Genomic DNA, 20,807 nt, shown 5'->3' with positions numbered 1-20,807 from the left:
GAATGGGGATATATACCCGCCGTTTAATTAATATTTAGAATACAGAAGCAGGCCTAGGCCTGCTTCTCCTTGTTATACGTAAAAGTCGCTTACTATTCTCCTGACTCAACAAATTGGGCATCTTCATCCCAATCATCTTGCCACTCAATATTCTGTTCCTCAGCCGCTTCCTTGTTAATGAACAATTGAATTTCTGGTGGATACTCAACAGGGATATCCTTTGGTGTTTTTTCTCCTGTAAGTATTTCTACTGCCATTTCACCTGTACGATATCCGATTGTGTAGTAGTCAATACCAAACGTTGCAAATCCACCTTTTGCTACTGAATCTGGTTCCCCTACAACAAGTGGGATATCTTGATCATTGGCAACTTGTATGACACTATCCAATGTTTCAACTACTGTGTTATCCGTAATGATAAAGAAAACATCAATATCTCCTGCTAATGTTTGAGCAGCCTGCTGAACATCTGCACCACTAGCTACAGAGCGCTCTTCCAGACTTAAACTCGTTCCATCTAACGCTTCTTTTAATGCTTCGATTTGTGTAACGGAATTAGGTTCTCCACTATTATAAATTGTTCCTACTGTTGCACCTTGGAAATACGTATCGATAAAATTAACTGTCTCCTTAATGGCATCTGGATGTAAATCAAGAACACCTGTAATATTATCGCCAGGTTCATCCATGGCACTTACTAAACCAGCATCTACAGCATCTGTAACGGACGTGAATAGGATCGGAATCTCATCAGTTGCTTCCAATGCCCCCATTGCACTAGGTGTTGAATTAGCAAAAATTAAATCGACTCCATCTGCAACAAAGCCATCTGAAATTGGTTTCACATTGTTTGTGTCATTTTGAGCACTTTCGAAATCAAATTCCACATCTAACCCTGCTTCATCCAACGCAGCTTTAAAGCCTTCATAAGCTTTATCTAGAGATGGATGTTCTACAATTTGAGTTGCACCGATTGTATAAGTATTTCCATCCCCATCTCCTCCTGTACTGTCTCCGCAAGCTGCTAATACTAGGCTGCTAAGTATTGCTAATACCAATAGTTGAAGCCACTTCTTCATTACGTATTCCCCCTTATTTTCATATAATATTCAAAATATATTTGACAAATTATAACACACTATTGTAAAGAGTCAAGCAATTCTAAGATGTTTTAATAGTTATGAAACCGCTTAACCGATGATGACCAAAAGGGTAAAAGTATAAATAAATTTTCCATAGATACAACGACCTACAAATGTAACCATTAAAAATGAGAAACTTTTTCAATAGCTTTTACTATTCGATGGGAAGTTGGGAGATAATGTTCTTCTAGTGCAAAGAATGGAACTGGAACATCAAATCCCGTGACTCTTTCCGCTGGTGCTTTTAAATAAAGAAATGATGTATCATTAATAACAGACACAATATCGTTCCCTAATCCGCCAGTAGCGTGAGCCTCATGTACAATAACTGCTCTGCCAGTCTTTTGTACGGATTCCGAAATGATATCACGATCTAACGGATACAACGTACGTAAATCTATCACTTCACAACTTAATCCTTTTTGTTCCGCTACCTGTACCGCTTTTTCTACAAGGGGTACCATAGCTCCCCAAGCAATAACCGTAACATCATCCCCCTTTTTCCGCAGCCTCCCCTTTCCTATTTCAACAGTATAGGGATCTACTGGAACCTCTTCACGAGATGTACGGTAGCTACGCATTGGCTCCAAATAGAGGACAGGATCAGGATCCTGAACAGCAGCAATTAATAATCCTTTTGCATCATACGGAGTAGCAGGGCAAACTACTTTCAAACCAGGCATATGAGTAAATAGTGCCTCCATAGAATCCGAGTGAACTTCTGGGGCACGTACGCCTGCACCATATGGTGCTCGAATTACCATGGGAACTGCATAATGTCCCATCGTCTTCATCCTAATGCGAGATACATGTGTCATGATCTGGTCATATGCTGGATAAATAAATCCCATAAATTGAATTTCAGCTATCGGCTTAAAGCCATTAATCGCAAGACCCACAGACGTACCAATAATACCCGATTCTGATAATGGTGTATCAACAACCCTTTCTTCTCCAAATTGCTCTTGGAGGCCATCTGTCGCACGAAAAACTCCACCATTCTTTCCAACATCTTCTCCCAGCACCATTACCGTTTCATCCTGTTCAAGCATCATTTTCATTCCATCATTAATAGCCTGAATTAACGTCATTTTTTGCGTAACAGCTTTCTGCTGAGGTGATTTTTTTATATCCGTAGTCACGTTATTTCCCCCTTAAAAGTTCCAAATAAGCATCTTTTTGTTCTAATAACTGTTTTGGAGGATTGGCAAACACATGATCAAATAAATCATCTACTTTGGCATTTGGATACTCTTCCATGCTTTTAACCGCTGCATCTACCTCATCTTCAACTTGCGTTTTTGTTTGTGTTATTTCTTCTTCATTCCAATATCCATAATTTTTCATAAAACGCTCTAAACGTATCATCGGTTCAATAATATCGACTCCTTGATCTTCTGGTCGATATTTTGTTGGATCATCTGCTGTCGTATGGGCGCCGGTACGCCATGTTACAGCTTCAATCAATGTTGGTCCCTCTCCATTTCTAGCTCGCTCAACTGCTTTTAACGTTTCAAAATAAACGACAAAACAATCATTTCCATCAATTCTAATACTTGGGATATCATAAGCTACTGCCTTTTGTGCAATTGTTTTGGAATTCATTTGCTTTTCAAATGGTACTGAGATGGCATAGCGGTTGTTTTGATTAAAGAATATTGTTGGCGTCTGAAATACACTAGCAAAGTTTAAGCCCTCATGGAAGTCTCCTTCAGAGGTCGCTCCATCTCCAAAATAAGCAATTGCAATATTATTGGTTCCTTTTCGTTTTTCCGCCCATGCAGCACCTGCAGCATGGGGAATTTGAGTTGCAATAGGAACAGCGGCAGGGAAAATATTTTTCCCATCTGGCGGAACGCACCCTTCCACTCTTCCATTCCAATAAAGAAATGTTCGAGTCATATCCGAACCAAATGTTAACATCGCCCCATGATCACGATAGGTTGGAAACATCCAATCATCCGGTCCTAAAGCAAGTGCACTTCCAACTTGAGCTGCTTCTTGTCCCTCAAATGGAGGATACGTCCCAATACGACCTTGACGCTGCAAATTTTTTGCTTTTCTATCAAATGTTCGGATTCGGGTCATGTGATAATAAAATCGTCTAATAAGCTGCTCATCTAATCGGTCTTTGTATGTTTCATCTAGTAAATTACCTTCATCATCTATTATTTTTTTGATAGGAAATCTATCTTCCATGCTGAAACCTCCAATTCTGGTAAACTATCGATTTGGTATATTCCATTTTGGCCTTACCGTTCGTGTGTAAAAACTATTCCTCAAGGCCTTATCAGCTATAATTTGTTCGCATATTCGATTTGCTGCTTCATTTGTTGTAATTTGGTGTATTTCAGCTTGTTGGTATACTTCGAGGATGATATGATAAATCTCTTTCGTTTTAGATAATACCCTTTCTTTGTTTGCACCATATAGTTCATCAGCAACCTGAATCAATCCACCTGCGTTCACGATATAATCTGGTGCATATAGGATTCCTTTTTGAGACAGTTTTCTCCCATGCTCTTCCGTTCCCAATTGGTTATTTGCAGATCCAATGATTGCTCTTACATGGAATTGATTGATGGTTTGATCATTTATCACACCGCCAATAGCACAGGGTACAAATAGATCAACTTCCTGACAATATATTTCGTCCTGATCTACTATTTTTAAGTTACCTTTCGTTTTACTTGCCTTTTCTTGTATGTGTTGTAATTTTTCTTCGCTAACGTCTGTGACAACAATACTAGCCCCTTCTTCCAAAAGGCGTTCAGCTACCTTATAACCAACTTTTCCAAGCCCTTGAATAGCATATGTAACGCCAGCAAGCTCTTCGGTTCCAAATAACGTTTTATTCGTTGCTTGAATGCCGTAAATGACTCCCATTGCTGTTGGAACTGATGAATCGCCACCACCTCCATAGGCTTCTGGTACTCCTACAATATGTTTTGTTTCTCTCATTGCATGTATGAAATCGTCCATGGTTGTTCCCATGTCTGTTCCTGTGTAGAATCGGCCACCTAGTGAGTCTACAAATTGGCCAAATGCGCGGAATAATTCTGGTGTTTTTTCTGTGAGGGGATCACCGATGATGACGGCCTTACCACCGCCAAAGTCAACATCTGCTGCAGCACATTTATAACTCATTCCTTTAGAAAGTCGAAGTACATCATCCATTGCCTCTTCTAAACTACGATAAGGATGCATTCGACAACCACCTAGTGCTGGTCCAAGTGTTGTGTTATGTATGGCAATAATTGCTTTCAAACCTGTAGTAGGATCATTACAAAATACAACTTGTTCATGCTCCGATATTTTATCTAAGAGAGCAAATTCATCACTTATTGATATACCTTCTATCAATCCCATAAAATCCTCCTATTTCATATGCATTTGGATTTTGTTAATTTGTAGGTATGGATAACTTTTGTTGGATCACTTTCTTTGGTAAAATTACTTGCTTTACTTCTCCTTTACCAATTAACCCTTGTTCATTATATGCTTCAACAGTTGTAATTACGTTTTGATTTTTATATTCGATTAGTGTTGCGGTCAATGTTACTTTTGAGTGGAGAGGAGATGCATTAATATGCTTCAATTGTACAGCAGCTCCCATCCCTTCTTCATGGTCCTCTAAAAATGGAAGAATAATTTTTCTGGAAACCCATTCCATGTGATATACCATGGCAACGGTTGAATAAACGGGATGTACCACATCCCCTTCAAAACTTGCAAACATATCTTCTGTTACTTTAATTTCAATCGTTTCCTGTCTACCAATCTCCATACCCGGCTTCAAGGTATCACTCCTCTTTTCCACCTGTGCAAACAATCTTTTTATTGTGCTAATAGGGATTAAAACAATTAGTTAAACGCTTACATTTGTATATTTATTAAAACCTTTCATAGTATAACGTTATTTTAACGTCATTTTATCACTACGTAATGGAATAGTCAATTTTATTTTTTGAAAAGTCAATATGTTCTTTCGACATTCATTTTTGTATGTTTGTATGGAAGGTACTTAAGACCGCACGCGCATTATTCATCTGTACATTTGCTTCTATGATCATGCCATTGATGAGTTCTTCTACACTAAGTACATCCTGTATTAGCCCCGCAACCTGCCCTCCATTTATAAAGCCATTTTCCATGTCCCCTTGTAATGCTCCAAGCATATGTTGATCCTCGGAGGTTAACTTATTGTATTCTTCTACCGTCATGCCTCTTCCTTCTATTTCATGTAGTTTATTAGCATATTCACTTTTAATAATGCGTCTTGCTCTTCCAACGGAACGTCCAACAATAATTGCATCTGTCCCATCAGCATTCAATAATTTTTGCTTGTACGATTCATGGAACGGCGCTTCCTTAGTTGCGATTAGCCTTGTACCTATTTGTACACCACTCGCCCCTAGCATCATTGCTGCTGCTAAGCCTTTTCCATCACCGATTCCTCCAGCAGCAACTATTGGCACTTGAACTTGTTGGACAATTTGTGGAATTAAGGTAAAGGTCGTTAACTCTAAATTAGAGTTAAGCCCTGCAGCTTCAAACCCTTCTGCTACGAGTATATCCGCTCCAGCAGCTTCTGCTTTTTGCGCATGTTTTACAGAAGCTACAATTGCAATCACCTTCATGTTGTGTTCGTGAAGTCTCGAAATATATGGGGTTGGATTTCCTGCAGAAAGTGATATGACTGGAATGTCATGCTTGATCACCATTGTGATTAATTCCTCCATAAACGGTGTAACATTTATAGCGATATTAATGGCAAATGGTTTATCAGTAAGCTGTTTTGTTGTTATGATAATGTTCTCCACTTCCTCTGGAGACATCGTTCCACAACCAATTGTCCCAAGTCCCCCTGCTTCTGAAACTGCTGCTGTTAATTGGGCATTGCTGATATTCCCCATTCCTCCTTGGATAATTGGGTAGGAAATGTGTAACAAATCACAGATGTTATGCATAGAAATCCTCCTTGAGCCTTTGTTTGAAGTTTGATTCGTCATCTTATAGTTCAAAATAATATTAGCACTGTTCTCTCTACCAAATTTTTATTATTTCCCTTTATAATTAGGCAGTCTCTTTTCACTAAATGCACGTAATGCTTCCTGCCGATCCTCTGTAGGAATTGTTATTTCATATGCTTTTGATTCAATTTCAAGTCCTGTTTGTAGGTCCGTATTCATTCCTTGATTAATAGCATATTTTGCCTGTTTGATTGCAATAGGACCATTTTTCATAATATCTAAAGCGAGCTGCTCACATGATTCGAGAAGCTGTTTCTGGTCTTCCACAACTTGGAGCAGAATCCCTAATTGTAATGCCTCTTCTGCTGTTAATTTTTTTGCGGTAAAAATTAACTCTTTTGCTTTCATTTCCCCAATTAATCTTGGCAAACGTTGGGTACCGCCTGCACCAGGAATTATTGCCCAACTTGTTTCTGTTAGCCCTAGCTTTGCATCACGTGTCGCAACCGAAAAATCACAGGCTAACATTAACTCAAATCCACCACCAAATGCATATCCATTTACTGCAGCAATTGTTGGCTGTGGCAGCTTAGATATAGCATGAAACACAACACGAATTGCTTTCACATTTCTTCGTACTTCTGTTTCCGTAAGCGTTCTTCTCTCTTTAAGATCTGCCCCTGCACTAAACGCTTTTTCACCAGCTCCGGTTATGATGACAACTTGAACCTCAGGATCTAGATGGATTTGCTCCGTGATTAGTTGAAGCTGCTGTAGTGTTTCATAGTTAAAACAGTTTAATGCTCTTTCTCGATTAATGGTTATATAGGCGATGTTGTTTTGTTTTTTGTATAGAATGTTTTCCAATGCAGTGCTCCTTTCCGCTTCGTTGTTGCGTTTGAATTGTCGGTTCTGCGCGAATATTTTAGTTTTTGAGCGAATTGATGCAGGTTCTGAGCGAATCGCATTTCATCGACTATTTATCTGGTTCGCATGTATACAAGGATCCACCTATTCCCCGACATTTTCCACAATAATCGATATTCCTTGCCCAACCCCAATACACATTGTCGCCAAACCAAATTGTGTATCTCGTTTTTTCATTTCATAAATAAGTGTCGTTAAGATTCTTGCACCACTTGCACCTAGTGGATGTCCAAATGCAATTGCACCACCGTTTACATTAACCTTTTCAGCATCTAATTCTAGCTGACGGATACATTCAATGGACTGAGAGGCGAATGCCTCGTTTAACTCTGTAAGTCCAATATCACCAACGGTTAAGCTAGCACGATGGAGCGCTTTTCTCGAGGCATAGATCGGTCCTAACCCCATAACAGAAGGATCTAATCCAGCAGTTGCACTCACGACATATTTCACTAATGGCTTTAACCCTAGTTCTTTGGCCTTGTCTGCACTCATCATAAGTAGTGCAGATGCTCCATCATTTACGCCTGATGCATTCCCTGCTGTAATGGTTCCCCCATCAAAAAGCGGTCTTAATCCAGCGAGCTTTTCTAGCGTCGTGTCAGGTCGTGGATGTTCATCCGTATCAACCACTACTTGATTGCCCTTTCGATCTTGGTAAACGACTGGCACTATCTCCTGTGCAAAACGATTTGCAGCGATAGCTTTTTTTGCACGTTGTTGACTTTCAAGAGCAAACCGGTCCTGAACCTCTCTCGAAACCCCAAAACGTTTTGCTACATTTTCTGCTGTTTGTGGCATGGAGTCTGTTCCATACTGCTGTTCTAGTTCTCTATTAACAAAACGCCAGCCGATAGTCGTATCAAAAACCTCCATATTTCCTCGAGGGAAGTCTTTTTCCGGTTTGGCCATCACAAAAGGAGCTCGCGTCATGCTTTCCGTACCACCTGCAATGAAAACATCACCTTCACCGACTGCTATGGCACGGGCTGCATACATTACAGCATCAAGTCCGGATCCACATAATCTATTAATTGTTGTTCCGCTTACCGATACGGGAAGACCAGCAAGAAGTGTTGACATTCGGGCTACATTACGGTTATCTTCACCAGCTTGATTGGCATTTCCTAACACGACTTCCTCTATTTGTGTCGGTGAAACACCTGGACTACGTTCTAGGAGAGCCTTAATGACAACAGCACCTAAATCATCAGGGCGGATGTTTTTTAATGCCCCTTTATATCTACCTATCGGTGTTCTTACCGCATCGACGATTACTACTTCTCTCATTTTTCCATCAGCTCACCTTTACTGGTATAGTCATATACACCTTTTCCCGTCTTTCTTCCCAATCGTCCTGCTTTTACATATTGTTCAAGCAACGGGGCGGGGCGGTATTTCTCACCTAAGGTTTCGTGTAAATATTTCAAGTTATTCAAGCGTGCATCTAGCCCGACTAAATCACCTAGCTCCAATGGTCCCATTGGGTAGTTCAAGCCCAATCGAATGGCTTTATCAATATCTTCTGCAGATGCAACCCCCTCCTGCAGCATATGAAAGGCTTCATTGCCAACTAGAGCACTAATTCTACTCGTTACAAATCCTGGAAATTCATTGACTTCCACTGTTTCCTTGCCCATTTTTTCGGAAACATCCTGAATGATATTCACCGTATCATTACTTGTTTCTAACCCTTTAACAATTTCAACCAGACGCATCTTGTGGACCGGATTAAAAAAGTGCATCACTGCTACCTGCTCTGCCCTTTTTGTATAGGATCCTAATTCTGTTGGACTAATCGTTGACGTATTAGAGGCGAGAACGGTGTGTGCAGGAGAATGCATATCAGCTATTTCTAGCACATGCTTTTTCAATTCTCGCTTTTCAGGTACCGCTTCTATTATTAAATCTGCGTCTACCGCAACCGTCTCCAAATCTATAGACGTATGTAAATGATTTAATAGATGAAGAGATTGTTCTACCGTTAACTTTCCTCGTTGCACACCCTTTTCCGATGTCATTTTGGCATGTTGATACACATCTTGCAGTTGGTTTTCAGATACATCTACAATTGTTGTTTGGAAACCAGCAAGGGCCGAGACATAGGCAATGCCCCGCCCCATCACACCGGCTCCCACGACTACAATATTCTTTATTGTCATGGTAAGCCCCTTTCTATTAAACTAGTAATCTATACTCCAAATGGGTTTAGCGGTTTGGATCCATAGTAGGACAGAACGCTCTTATCTTCCATATATAAATCAAGCGTTTCCACACTTAATTCTCTTCCAAACCCAGATTGCTTATAGCCACCAAATGGCGTTCCTGGAAAAGCCGAAAATGGACTATTCACCATTACAATTCCCGCTTCGATTTGATGTGCAACACGTGTCGCTCTTGCTTGGTTCGTCGTCCAGATTGCTGAACCTAAACCATATTCGGTATCATTCGCTCGTTTAATTACGTCTTTTTCATTAGTGAATTTTTCAACTACAACTACTGGACCAAAAATCTCTTCCTTTACAGCCTCCATATCTGGTGTTACATCCGTTATGACTGTTGGTTCGTACCAATGGCCGTTCTCAAAACCTTCCATCTTCATTTCTTTTCCACCCGTTAAGATTGTTGCTCCATCTTCCACAGCTGATTGCACATAAGCATCAATTTTTTCTAATTGATTACGACTAATAATGGATCCAACATGTGTTCCTTTATCAAACGGATCACCTAATTGAAGCTTTTTCGTTTTTGCAACAAATTGTTCCATGAACTCCTCATAGATTGATTCATGAACAAACATGCGTGAACGTGCTTCACAAGATTGACCTGTATTAAAGAAAATACCAAACAACGATCCTGGGACCGCCGCTTCAAGGTCAGCATCTTCAAACACAATATTTGGTGATTTTCCACCTAATTCAAGTGTAAGCCGCTTAAGTGTCCGAGAAGCTTTTTCCATAATATCTCTACCAGTAGGTGTGGAACCTGTGAACGCTACTTTGTTCACATCCTTATGTTGAACTAAGTAATCACCAACCACTTCACCTGATCCCGGTATGGTATTCACAACCCCTTCTGGCACACCAGCTTCATGGCAGATTTCGTTCAATATAATTGCGGTGATAGGAGTTAAGCTAGCCGGTTTGACAACCACAGAACATCCCGCTGCGATAGCAGGTGCGATTTTCCAAGCAGCCATCATCATTGGATAATTCCAAGGGATAATTTGGGCACAAACCCCAACCGGTTCTTTATGTGTATAATTGAAAAATCCATACGGCATATTATTGACTTCCCCACGGTGGCCAACAATTGCACCTGCGTAAAATTCAAAATCCTCAATTGATTGATTGATTTGTACTTGTGCAGCACCAACAGACTTCCCACTATTTAACACTTCTATTTCTACTAATTCTTTAAATCGTTGACGCATGATTGCTGCAATATTATTCAACACCCGTGCTCGTTTTCCAACTGGATATTTTCGCCATTTTCCATTGTCAAACGCATTTCTCGCTGCCTGTACTGCCATTTCTGCGTCTTCTGTATTTGCTTTAGCTATTGTGGCTAAAACCTCGCCTTTAGCTGGGTTAAACGTCTCGAATACTTCACCCTTACTATTTTCAACACGTTCCCCATTAATAATCATGGAATAATGCTCCCGCTTCATTGTCCCAACTACTGTTATGCCATCTTTTGCTATCGTTTCTGCCATATTTGTTTTACCTCCTCTTATTTTTCTAAAAAAAACTACTTATGCATAGCTCTGTTTAATTTATTTTATTTACCAGAAAAGTTTGGTTTCCGTCTCTCAACAAATGCCCTTAACCCCTCTTGGTGGTCTTTCGTTAGACCGGCAATGCGTTGAGCATGTGCTTCTTGCTCTAAAAACACATCTAATTCACTATGCATCCCATCGATCATATATCGTTTTATTAATGAAAACGAAGTTGTAGGGAGTTCTGCCAATTGTTTAGCAAAAGCCCAAACTTCTTCTTCCCACTCCGTAGGGTTAATCACTTTGGTCACAAGACCGATTCCTGATGCTTCCTCTCCAGTAATTGGTTTATCAATCGTAGAAATCTCCAGCGCATTCGCATAACCAACTAATCGAGGCAGCATATATAAAAAACCGGAGTCTGGTATTAAACCGACATTTAGGAAAGCACTGACAAACTTAGCATTCGGTTGCATTAGTCGATAATCAGCAGCTAATGCCAAACTCATACCCGCTCCCGCAGCCGTACCGTTAATCGCGGCAACAATTGGCTTATGTGTTTGCTTCATTGCTTTTAACATAGGATGGTAACGTTCTCGCAAAAAGGTTGCATGGTTCGTTTCCTCATCTACTCCTGCTAAATCTTGCCCGGAACAAAATGCTTTTCCATTCCCTGTGATAACAATGCATCGGACGGATTCATCTCTATTTCCCATTTTTAATGCCTTTGTTATTTCCATATTCATTTCAGCAGTTATTGCATTATAAGCGGAAGGTCGGTTTAAGGTAATCGTAGCGATACTCTCTTTCACTTCGTACACTATTGTCTTAAAATCCATCGTTACACTCCTTTAAAATGAGGAGGACGTTTTTCTTTAAATGCCCGCATACCCTCGTTTTGATCTTCGGATGCAAAGGCTACATAGAAGTTTTTTCGCTCAATTTTTTTCCCTTCCAATAAACTTTGATCTTCCGCTGCTTGCACTGCTTCCTTGATTAACCGTAAAGAGATTGGAGCTTGATTGGAAAGCTGTCTTGCTAGTCTTATCGCTTCTTCATCTACTAATTCAGGAGCTACTATTCTATTAATAACGCCATAATGTAATGCCTCTCGAGCTGACATTGGTTCCCCTAGCCAAATCCATTCAAGTGCTTTTCGACGTCCCATTGCCTTAGTTAAAAATTGTGTACCACCAGCTCCTGGCATTACACCGAGTTTTATTTCTGGAAAACCAAACGTTGCATCTTCTGCGGCAATAATTAAATCACAATGAAGTGCAAGTTCGAATCCACCACCTAAAGCAAAACCATTCACAGCAGCAATAGTCGGCTTTTTAATGAGACTAATCTTATCCCATACTGCAAATGGATCCAAAAGTTCAAGGGATAGTGGCGTTTCTTCCATCATTTCCTCTATATCTGCACCAGCAGCAAAGGCACGGTTATCACCTTTAATCAAAATGACCCGAATTTGATCCTCTTGGTCAAAGGCTTGCATTTGATCAACAATCTCATCTACCATCTTCCGATTAATTGCATTCAGCGCTTTGGGACGATTCAACTGAATAATACCAATTCGATCTTCTTCCCAAACGTTGATATGTTCTTTATTCATCGATTTCCTCACCGATCATAAGAGTTACAATATCCCCTGCAAACTGCATAACGTCTTTTCCAGAAGCTTTTCCCTCGTCGGTTCTCATTGCCTTTTGCAGGGATTCATGGTCGTCATAATACATTTCGCAAAGCAAGTAATAGTCGCTTTTTCCCATTGGCGACCCAACAATTTTTGTAACCTTCATATCTCTTAACCCAGGAATCTTTCTTGTAATAGGTGCGTGGGTGTTAAAATAGTGTTCATCAAACTTTTCTTGATCTTCTGGTTGCTTGTATAAAGCAATTAATTTAACCATTCTTCAAACTCCTTTTCTACTTAAGATTTTGTTAGACTAACAACTGGTTTCATCGCTTCAAACGGATTTCTGCAAGAACTACAATATAAAATACTACGACAAGCTGTTGGTCCAAATACATTTTCCATTGATGTATAATCGGATCCACAAAATGGACAATTTACCGTCCACACATCTCCGGGTTGATAATCTTCTGGTGGTGGTGAAATACCATGCTTCTTTAACTGTACTTTTCCACGTTCGGTAATGGCATCTGTTGACCAAGGATGGTCGAATGTGAAGTGCACAGCACAAGTTGCAACCCAACTCACTTTTTCAATTGCTTTTTTGACATTAATTTCTATGAAATCTAATGCAGGGCATCCTGCAAAAGTTGGTACCATTGTAATGAAAACATCACTTCCTTCTATCATGACATCATGAACCATTCCTAGGTCCAGGACACTAACGGAGGGTAGCTCAGGATCATCTACGGTTAGTAGAACGGAACGAATTTCTTCAATTCTTTGTAAGTCGTTCACGTTATCACCTCCTCTAAAGCTTTACCACACAGCAGATTTATCACTGTTATAGACCTCCGCAAAAATTTGTGACGCTTGTTCTAGGTCTGTGGTGTGATCACCGTTTCTTCCACTGCCATACTTCTTTCCTAGTGGTGTTGAAGGTGTATTTACTAGTACCACACTCACCTCTTTTAACCATGCCTCCTTCAAATATTCTTCGCTTGAAATCAGCTTATGCATTACCATGTCTGGACCAAACCTCCCAAGCTCCAGCACATCTTCAAATTCGCTCCAAGCTTCTTCTACTCGTTGTTGTATACGCTCACGAGCATCATCTGTTGCATGTTGTAATTGGTTCATCCACATTTTCCAGTGTGCTAAATGGTAGGTTTGTTCCATGAGTGCTTTTTTGGCAACATTTGCGAGCGGTTTATATGAGCCATCTGAAACCGCTTCCAATTTAACTTTTTTAAGCGCTTCATAGAAATAGTTACGAACAACTGCCAATGCCCAATCATAATACGGCTCCTCCAAATAGGAACCTTCCCCATTACGTTTTTCTAAATATATTCCATTTCTTCTTTGTTCAGGTCCACGCTCATGTGCTAATGCATCAGCCTTTCCTACTCCCAGCTCTTCTAAAAGGCCATAATACATTACTGCGTGACCCATCGTATTTTGCGTAATGGATGAGAAAGCAACATCCTCTTCAATATGTGGAGCCAGGCCTAACCATTCTGAACCACGAAATGATATGATGAAATCATCATCTGCTAACTGGTATAGCAATTCTGTTATCGCCTTTAGGTAGGATGCATCTTGTTTTGCTTGTTCTGCCGTTTCTATTACCGTCACTTTTTCCCCACCTCTTTCCAGGATAAAATCTCTTTCTCATCTAACATGCCTTGTTCTTTTTCCTTCCACTTCTGTCGCAAATAACCATACCCTTTTGTTGTCCGATAGTCTTTATTATCCAATCGTTTCGTCCATTGTTGGCGTTCCTCACTTGTCATTTTTCTTACTGCATCCTGTTTAACAACCCAGACGTCAATTACTTCCTCACGGCGCATAAAATTTTCTTGTGCCATACTTAGTGCCATTTCTTCATTTGGTGCAAGTAAACTAAATTGGTGCTGCATGGCCGCTTTTTTCCCGCGTCTACTGAAAACCTCATATACTTGGTAAAAATTCGATTCATTAGCCATCTCGTTACCCCCTTTACACCATTAAGATCCGATTGTTTCTGGTACTAAAGCTTGGCGTACCCAACGGTTATTTTCATACGCGATTTCCCGTAAACGCAATCTTTCCTTGGACCTAGGACCTTTATTGCGAATGATTTGTTTAAACTCATCCCAATCTGGTTGTTCGTATACCCACTCTTCTTTTTCTTCATCATAATGTACCGTTTCATCTGGTACGGTTAATCCTAATGAAAACACGCGTGGTAAATATTTATCTAGAAATGCTTGTCGTAGCTCTTCATTAGTACTTTTTCTGACGCGATATTTGATCATTAGATCCTGTTTCGATGAACCTGTAGTAGTTGCTGAACTAGGACCGAAAAACATTAATAATGCCGGCCACCATCGATTTAATGACTCTTGCAATATTAACCGTTGATGATCCGTACCTTCTGCCAATGCCATTATGATTGCTTCACCATGTTGCGCATGGAATACCTCTTCCTGACAAATGCGTTGCAGGGCCCGCTGATACGGTCCGTAAGAGGCATCCAACATATTCGTCTGTGACATAATTGCCGCCCCGTCAACCAACCAGCCAACCATACCAGCGTCCGCCCATGTTTTTGTCGGCATGTGAAAGACATTATGAAACTTTAAATCTCCTTGTAATAAATCCTCTATTAAATTCTCTCTCGTCTTCCCATATGGTTTCATCAAATCTTCTGCAACCCGAAGCAGTAACTGCCCATGCCCCATCTCGTCCTGTACTTTGGCCATAATTCCGAGTTTTCGTCGTAATGTTGGGGCTTTCGGAACCCATTCCTTTTCAGGTAATGCTCCCATAATTTCACTTATTCCATGCATGGAGATCAGTTTAATTAGTGCTTGCCGATATTCTGCAGGCATCCAATCATCCGCCTCAATTTTCTCACCCGCTTCAATGCGAGTTATAAATTGTTCATATTTATCCTGATCTTCCTCCATATATGCAGATGTCTTTGAATCCCCATCCTCCACATAGTTATACATCGCACTCTCCCCTTATCACGTTTATGTAACGTTATGGTATCAAAATGTTATATAATATTCAAGAAGAAATAAAATTTTCTAAAAAATATTTACATTATTGCTATGTCGTTCATGTTACAAATTTATTCATTCCGTATAAATTTTAGTATAAAAACCCATGAATCTAGTGAATATTTCTTTATTATGTAGTACACTATTCTTTATAGTATTTATACATAGAAAGGAAAGCGTATGGAAAAACAATTCAATACACGATCAATGATTTTTACATTATATGGAGATTATATTCGTCATTATGGAAATGTAATCTGGATTGGAAGTTTAATTCGATTGTTAAAGGAATTCGGTCACAATGAACAATCAGTACGAGCAGCTATCTCACGTATGAGTAAACAAGGATGGGTGGAATCTGAAAAAAGAGGAAACAAAAGCTATTACTCTCTAACCGAACGTGGCAAATTACGAATGGAGGAAGCTTCTAAACGTATTTATAAATCAGAAACTCCTTCTTGGGATGGCGAGTGGAGAATGCTCGTTTATACGATTCCAGAAGAAAAGCGTCACTTAAGGGATGAACTGCGAAAAGAATTAGTTTGGAGTGGCTTTGGATTACTTTCAAATAGTTGTTGGATTACACCAAATCCCTTGGAAGAACAGGTTCATAGTTTAATTGATAAGTATGATATTTCTTCTTATGTATCATTTTTCCGTTCAATAAACGAAGGGATGAACTCCAATAAAAGCTTAGTTGAAAAATGTTGGGATTTGGAAAATATAAATGAACGATATTCTCAATTTATTCAAGAGTATAGTCAAAAATATATTCTTGATAAAAATAAGCTTGAAAAAGGCGACATGACTGATGGATCCTGTTTTGTAGAATGTGCATTACTAGTCCATGAGTATCGGAAATTTTTGTTTGTTGATCCGAGCCTTCCACAGGAACTTCTACCGGAAAAATGGCTTGGAGATTCTGCTGCAACATTATTCAATGATTATTATCATATGCTAGCGAAACCAGCTAAGCAATTTTTTGAATCCGTTTTTGAGCAGGGTGCATCGATTCAAAAATAGCTTTCAAATGGGTACTCCTCCTGCAGAGTACCCATTTCTCATGAATTACGCTACTTCGAAACTCTCTCTAAGATCTCCAGTCGCTGAAACTCCTGCCCTTTATCTGCGTATGTTTCAATTGTTTCCTCAATCATTGCCATATCCTTATCTGTGAGTGTCCGAACTACCTTCCCAGGTGAACCAAGCACAAGTGACCTTGGCGGAATAATTTTACCCGATGGAACGAGACTGTTCGCTCCAATGATGGAGTATTCCCCAATGTCCGCACCGTCTAATACAGTTGCCCCCATACCGACTAAAACTCCTTTTCTTAACGTGCAGCCATGAATAATTGCATTATGCCCGATGGATACTTCATCTTCTAGGGTTAAGGGATACTCCTCATATAAATGACACATCGAATTGTCCTGTACATTACAACGTTCACCAATTCGAATTGGACCTTCATCTCCCCTTATGACAACATTAAACCAAACACTGGAATATGCACCGATTTCCACATCGCCAATTACCTTTGCCCCATCGGCAATATAGGCCGTTTCATGTACTTTCGGTGTGAAATTTTTGTATCGATATAACATTTACTTCCTCCCCTTCTCCACTTTTACTTAATATAACATATTTTTTACGTTATAAATATTTTAATAATACTTTTGGTTGGTTGACAAATTTGTATTATTTAAATATTCTATATATAACGTAATTAAATTATCCGTTAGTATAACGTCATGCCATTATTATGCTATTATTAGATGAAAAATGAGGGAGGAATATGGAAAATGAAGGAAGAAATATTTGATGTTACCATTATTGGTGCTGGTCCTGTTGGATTGTTTACAGCGTTCTATGCAGGAATGAGAGAGGCATCCGTTAAAATAATCGATAGTATGCCAGAAGTTGGTGGACAGTTAGCGGCTTTATATCCAGATAAGTATATTTATGATGTAGCAGGGTTCCCTAAAATAAAAGCAAAAGAATTAGTTGCCCAATTATTTAAGCAAGCTCAAACTTTTTCACCGTCTATATGCTTAAACGAATCTGTTAAACATGTAGAAAAACTAGAAAACGGGTTATTCCACCTAAAATCAACTACAGGATCTCATTACTCTAAAAGCATCATTATAACTGCTGGAGCAGGAGCCTTTCAGCCGCGGAAACTAAAGATTGATAATGCACCACAATTTGAGGATCTATCACTACATTATTTTGTCAAAGACCTCACACGATTCCAGGGGATACGTGTCTTCATTTGTGGTGGAGGGGATTCAGCTGTCGATTGGTCCCTAGCAATAGAACCATTAGCAAAGGAAGTTACCCTCATTCATCGTCGGAAAGATTTTCGCGCCCATGAGCATAGTTTAACTATGCTGCAACAATCATCTGTTCGGCTATACACTCCATATGAAATGGAAAATCTTATTGGAAGTAATGGAAAAATAGAGAAGATCGTACTCCAAGAGGTCAAAGGAGATCAAAGGCATATACTAGATGCTGACCATGTCATTGTTAATTTTGGCTTTATCACCAATATCGGTCCGATTAAATCATGGGGATTAGAGACAGTTAAAAACGCAGTACATGTAAATAGGCAAATGGAAACCAATATTCCGGGAATCTTTGCAGCAGGAGATATCTGTGCCTATGATGGGAAACCGAAACTCATAGCAACAGGATTTGGAGAAGCAACGGTTGCAGTAAATCATGCCAAAAAATACATGAACCCTAAAGCAAAGCTAAGTGTCCATAGTACACATTTATTTGCTTGATAAGGCTAATAGCATAAGCCGTTTCAGGAAATAAATGAACCTTTCATGTGGTATTTTAACACATGCCTGTAGGTTTGATTCTGTTTTGATTTCTTAAAATCTCTTTAATAAATCCGTATTCGTTTCTTCAACCTAGATAGCAGCAATGAAGCGCACATAAAAAAGAGAACAAAGACTTTTCTTTGTCCTCTTTTTGTACAAATTCATATAAACTTTCAACTAAATCTAGTCACTCTTCATTACTTCTACATGATAAGCAGAAATTTGACCTGGATTAGATTCCCTTAAGTGATCACCATAAACCAATACCTTTTGGTTGGTTTTTAGACCCCTAAATAATTCACTATTATCAACATCTTTATGCCTTGATACTATTGTAACCTCAGAACCATAGTTCGAAGTAAAAAATCCTATTATTCTTTCTCCAATACTTTGGGGTTCAGCTGCTATCCATATTGTGTTAATTCTTTTAGAGACAACATAACCCTCTATAGTAATATAATCTTTAGGAAGGTTGTTTTTTAAATCTCCAGATGCTTCCTTTTCGAGTAATATTTCTTTAAAAATGAAAGAAAACAATAAAGTTAGTAAACAAGCTACTAGTAACCTGTTATATGGTGGGGTCTTATCCAACTTAAACACCTTCCAACCATTTAGTTTATTACTATATTAACAAGATTATAATAACATATTTTTGAATTTTTAATAATATTTATAATTATTTTTTAAGAAAAATAAGCCTCTCATCATGTGGAATTTTAGCGTTAAAACTTATTGATAATATCTTTACTTTTGATTTCAAATAATCCCCCATTTCCCCAGTTCAACAAACATTAAAAAGCCTACACCCTAAATACTAGTGAGTAGGCTTTTTAGACGTACTATCTATCACTCGAATGAAGCACTTTCTAGTACATCTTGTAACATATTATCAATACTTATTTTACTCTCATCATCTTCACCTGCAACGGTCACTATATAAGCATACGTCCCCTCAACAACAGCTGACTGAGAATACTCCCGACCATGATAATACACTTCGATTCCTGCGGGCTCACGATAAGCTTCTCGCTTGCAAAACAAGTGCGCCTGCATCTCCTAGTAATGCTTCGCGCTAGGCTTCCACAACGCAAGGGAAAAAAGAAGTTTACGCAAGTAGTTCCCTCGCTCCTGTGGGGTCTTATCATCTTCGCTAGGAGTAAGGGGTTAACGGAGCGGACATGGCGTACGTTATTTCATAAAATAATCTCATTTGAAAACGTAATCGGACATCTAGTACGTTATTTGCTCTAATTCGTACCAGAATACCTGTCATTTCGGTTAATAACGGAACAGATGTCCTTTAAACCCTTTTATTACCCATTTTTGTCACAAATAAGGGAAGAAATGTCCGTTTCCATACTTCTCCTATCTATGTATCCTCTTCGCGTGCCCGTGGAAAGCGACTTCCCGGAGAGGAAATCACATTACAGTTACTTCGCATTTTCTATCAACTATGAATTATTTCCCTTTGAATAGCAACCAATGCCTCCATAATAAAACACCCCACCAATACATATGTATTGATGGGGAAATATACTTTGTCATTCCGTAGGTCGCGTATTTACTTCATACCAGTTTTTTGATGTCGTTTTTTCACAATCTCGTAATTTCTTGAACTCCGCTTTTGGGATCTTCCATTTCAGGTAATTCGCTTCATCATCTGTTAATCGCAACTCACGAATACGAACCCCATCTTTAAATGATTCTAACAAAAATTCATCAAACTCTTTCTGATTGGAAATCATTTAAGTCCCTCCTTTGTCAAGATTGGAGATCTGGGATTATACTTTAGTTCTTTCCCTGATAATAAAATTGATTCATTTACCAAGACTTGCATTGCATCCACACAGTAAGGCATTAACTCCTCCTCCACTTCAATACAAGACAATTCCGTGCAGCCAAGGATTACACAATCACACTGATCCACAAATACTAAGTCCTTAATAATTGATTCAAACTCATTTACATCAATTGGCTTGTCGGCTTTGAAATCATAAATTGTTCGCATCACCTTTTCTTGTACATGCACGTTTGGTGTATACGGATTAATATTATATTTATGACATCCATTTTGATATATGCCAGTATTTATCGTGCCGTCTGTAGCCAAAATCCCAACCTTTGCTCCCTCACCGTAGTGGTTTCGGATATAGCGTACGGTTTCATCGATCATGTTTATAATATTAATTGAGGTCATTGCCTGCATTTCATCATAAAAATAATGTGACGTATTACAAGGAATAGCGATATTATTAATTTCAACCTGTTCAAAAATGTGAAGGTCCTTCTTAACTTCAGCTAAAAATGGTTCCTTATTATTTTCTAATATCGCTTTGGTCCGATCTGGAATGGTGGCATGATTGAGTATGACCATATCAATATGCTCCTGATCCTTATTAGCTACGGTATTTTCGATTACTTTTTCGAAAAATAGTGAGGTAGCAGCAGGACCCATGCCTCCTAATACACCAAGTTTTTTCTCCTTCACGATAAACCCACCTGCTCTATAAGCCCTGTAAAGAGCTCAACCAAA

24 protein-coding genes are annotated in these 20,807 nt (G+C 39.2%); 2 read left to right on the top strand and 22 right to left on the bottom strand.

The window, feature by feature from the left end; genetic code table 11:
• Nucleotides 1-92: 92 nt before the first annotated feature.
• The 17 genes from ACFSTA_RS04715 to paaA all read right to left on the bottom strand — a co-directional run bounded on the left by ACFSTA_RS04715 (nt 93) and on the right by paaA (nt 15,392).
• Complete coding sequence (locus ACFSTA_RS04715) at nt 93-1,079, bottom strand: ABC transporter substrate-binding protein (protein WP_377555407.1); 987 nt, start codon at nt 1,077-1,079, stop codon at nt 93-95.
• A 185-nt stretch (nt 1,080-1,264) separates the two neighbouring features.
• Nucleotides 1,265-2,233, bottom strand: a complete 969-nt coding sequence (locus ACFSTA_RS04710; RefSeq protein WP_377555447.1) for an alpha-ketoacid dehydrogenase subunit beta — start codon at nt 2,231-2,233, stop codon at nt 1,265-1,267.
• A 52-nt stretch (nt 2,234-2,285) separates the two neighbouring features.
• A complete protein-coding gene (gene pdhA, locus ACFSTA_RS04705) occupies nt 2,286-3,341 on the bottom strand; it encodes a pyruvate dehydrogenase (acetyl-transferring) E1 component subunit alpha (RefSeq protein ID WP_377555406.1) in 1,056 nt (351 codons plus the stop codon).
• A 24-nt stretch (nt 3,342-3,365) separates the two neighbouring features.
• Complete coding sequence (locus ACFSTA_RS04700) at nt 3,366-4,511, bottom strand: Glu/Leu/Phe/Val family dehydrogenase (protein WP_377555405.1); 1,146 nt, start codon at nt 4,509-4,511, stop codon at nt 3,366-3,368.
• 34 nt (nt 4,512-4,545) lie between these two features.
• Nucleotides 4,546-4,941, bottom strand: a complete 396-nt coding sequence (locus ACFSTA_RS04695; protein ID WP_377555404.1) for a thioesterase family protein — start codon at nt 4,939-4,941, stop codon at nt 4,546-4,548.
• A gap of 196 nt (nt 4,942-5,137) precedes the next feature.
• Nucleotides 5,138-6,112, bottom strand: coding sequence for an NAD(P)H-dependent flavin oxidoreductase (locus tag ACFSTA_RS04690; protein WP_377555403.1), 975 nt, complete (start codon nt 6,110-6,112; stop codon nt 5,138-5,140).
• Nucleotides 6,113-6,202: 90 nt separating this feature from the next.
• On the bottom strand, nt 6,203-6,982 hold the full coding sequence (locus tag ACFSTA_RS04685) for an enoyl-CoA hydratase-related protein (protein WP_377555402.1): 780 nt from the start codon (nt 6,980-6,982) through the stop codon (nt 6,203-6,205).
• 144 nt (nt 6,983-7,126) lie between these two features.
• Nucleotides 7,127-8,332 (bottom strand): acetyl-CoA C-acyltransferase, encoded by a 1,206-nt coding sequence (locus tag ACFSTA_RS04680; protein WP_377555401.1) that lies wholly within the window; start codon nt 8,330-8,332, stop codon nt 7,127-7,129.
• Entirely contained in the window at nt 8,329-9,204 is an 876-nt protein-coding gene (locus ACFSTA_RS04675; protein WP_377555399.1) for a 3-hydroxyacyl-CoA dehydrogenase, read from the bottom strand. Before ACFSTA_RS04675 ends, ACFSTA_RS04680 begins: the two co-directional genes overlap by 4 nt.
• A 29-nt stretch (nt 9,205-9,233) precedes the next feature.
• A complete protein-coding gene (locus tag ACFSTA_RS04670; RefSeq protein ID WP_377555398.1) occupies nt 9,234-10,757 on the bottom strand; it encodes an aldehyde dehydrogenase family protein in 1,524 nt (507 codons plus the stop codon).
• A 65-nt stretch (nt 10,758-10,822) separates the two neighbouring features.
• On the bottom strand, nt 10,823-11,599 hold the full coding sequence (locus ACFSTA_RS04665) for an enoyl-CoA hydratase/isomerase family protein (protein WP_377555396.1): 777 nt from the start codon (nt 11,597-11,599) through the stop codon (nt 10,823-10,825).
• A gap of 2 nt (nt 11,600-11,601) precedes the next feature.
• A complete protein-coding gene (locus ACFSTA_RS04660) occupies nt 11,602-12,375 on the bottom strand; it encodes an enoyl-CoA hydratase/isomerase family protein (protein ID WP_377555394.1) in 774 nt (257 codons plus the stop codon).
• Complete coding sequence (locus ACFSTA_RS04655; protein ID WP_377555393.1) at nt 12,368-12,673, bottom strand: EthD family reductase; 306 nt, start codon at nt 12,671-12,673, stop codon at nt 12,368-12,370. Before ACFSTA_RS04655 ends, ACFSTA_RS04660 begins: the two co-directional genes overlap by 8 nt.
• Before the next feature lie 20 nt (nt 12,674-12,693).
• Nucleotides 12,694-13,194 (bottom strand): 1,2-phenylacetyl-CoA epoxidase subunit PaaD, encoded by a 501-nt coding sequence (gene paaD, locus ACFSTA_RS04650; protein WP_377555392.1) that lies wholly within the window; start codon nt 13,192-13,194, stop codon nt 12,694-12,696.
• A gap of 21 nt (nt 13,195-13,215) precedes the next feature.
• Nucleotides 13,216-14,031 (bottom strand): 1,2-phenylacetyl-CoA epoxidase subunit PaaC, encoded by an 816-nt coding sequence (paaC, locus tag ACFSTA_RS04645; protein WP_377555391.1) that lies wholly within the window; start codon nt 14,029-14,031, stop codon nt 13,216-13,218.
• Nucleotides 14,028-14,381: a 1,2-phenylacetyl-CoA epoxidase subunit PaaB gene (gene paaB, locus ACFSTA_RS04640; protein ID WP_377555390.1), complete on the bottom strand. Its 354-nt coding sequence runs from the start codon at nt 14,379-14,381 to the stop codon at nt 14,028-14,030. Before paaB ends, paaC begins: the two co-directional genes overlap by 4 nt.
• Nucleotides 14,382-14,402: 21 nt before the next feature.
• Nucleotides 14,403-15,392 carry a 1,2-phenylacetyl-CoA epoxidase subunit PaaA gene (paaA, locus tag ACFSTA_RS04635; protein WP_377555388.1) on the bottom strand — a complete coding sequence of 330 codons (990 nt, stop codon included), beginning with the start codon at nt 15,390-15,392 and terminating at the stop codon, nt 14,403-14,405.
• Between the two features lie 231 nt (nt 15,393-15,623).
• On the opposite strand from paaA, the gene paaX reads away from it, so the two are divergent.
• Nucleotides 15,624-16,466 (top strand): phenylacetic acid degradation operon negative regulatory protein PaaX, encoded by an 843-nt coding sequence (gene paaX, locus ACFSTA_RS04630; RefSeq protein WP_377555387.1) that lies wholly within the window; start codon nt 15,624-15,626, stop codon nt 16,464-16,466.
• 50 nt (nt 16,467-16,516) lie between these two features.
• Here paaX and ACFSTA_RS04625 read toward each other — a convergent pair whose 3' ends face one another.
• The gene (locus tag ACFSTA_RS04625; protein ID WP_377555386.1) at nt 16,517-17,047 is read right to left on the bottom strand and encodes a gamma carbonic anhydrase family protein; all 531 of its coding nucleotides are present in this window, start codon (nt 17,045-17,047) and stop codon (nt 16,517-16,519) included.
• A gap of 198 nt (nt 17,048-17,245) precedes the next feature.
• Between ACFSTA_RS04625 and ACFSTA_RS04620 the strand changes: the two genes are divergently transcribed.
• Nucleotides 17,246-18,232 (top strand): NAD(P)/FAD-dependent oxidoreductase, encoded by a 987-nt coding sequence (locus tag ACFSTA_RS04620; RefSeq protein ID WP_377555385.1) that lies wholly within the window; start codon nt 17,246-17,248, stop codon nt 18,230-18,232.
• A 225-nt stretch (nt 18,233-18,457) separates the two neighbouring features.
• Here the strand turns inward: ACFSTA_RS04620 and ACFSTA_RS04615 are convergent, their stop codons facing one another.
• The 4 genes from ACFSTA_RS04615 to ACFSTA_RS04600 all read right to left on the bottom strand — a co-directional run bounded on the left by ACFSTA_RS04615 (nt 18,458) and on the right by ACFSTA_RS04600 (nt 20,762).
• Nucleotides 18,458-18,865, bottom strand: coding sequence for a DUF3221 domain-containing protein (locus tag ACFSTA_RS04615; RefSeq protein WP_377555383.1), 408 nt, complete (start codon nt 18,863-18,865; stop codon nt 18,458-18,460).
• Between the two features lie 255 nt (nt 18,866-19,120).
• Nucleotides 19,121-19,315 (bottom strand): hypothetical protein, encoded by a 195-nt coding sequence (locus tag ACFSTA_RS04610; RefSeq protein WP_377555382.1) that lies wholly within the window; start codon nt 19,313-19,315, stop codon nt 19,121-19,123.
• A 500-nt stretch (nt 19,316-19,815) separates the two neighbouring features.
• On the bottom strand, nt 19,816-20,019 hold the full coding sequence (locus ACFSTA_RS04605; protein WP_377555381.1) for a hypothetical protein: 204 nt from the start codon (nt 20,017-20,019) through the stop codon (nt 19,816-19,818).
• The gene (locus tag ACFSTA_RS04600) at nt 20,016-20,762 is read right to left on the bottom strand and encodes an aspartate/glutamate racemase family protein (protein WP_377555380.1); all 747 of its coding nucleotides are present in this window, start codon (nt 20,760-20,762) and stop codon (nt 20,016-20,018) included. The genes ACFSTA_RS04605 and ACFSTA_RS04600 overlap by 4 nt, the downstream gene beginning before the upstream one ends.
• Nucleotides 20,763-20,807: the final 45 nt, after the last annotated feature.

It is taken from the genome of Ornithinibacillus salinisoli (assembly GCF_042684965.1).
In the GTDB taxonomy this organism is placed as follows: Bacteria; Bacillota; Bacilli; order Bacillales; family Amphibacillaceae; genus Ornithinibacillus; species Ornithinibacillus salinisoli.
The sequence above is the reverse complement of the archived record's forward strand: the minus strand, read 5'-3'. Positions and strand labels throughout refer to the sequence as shown.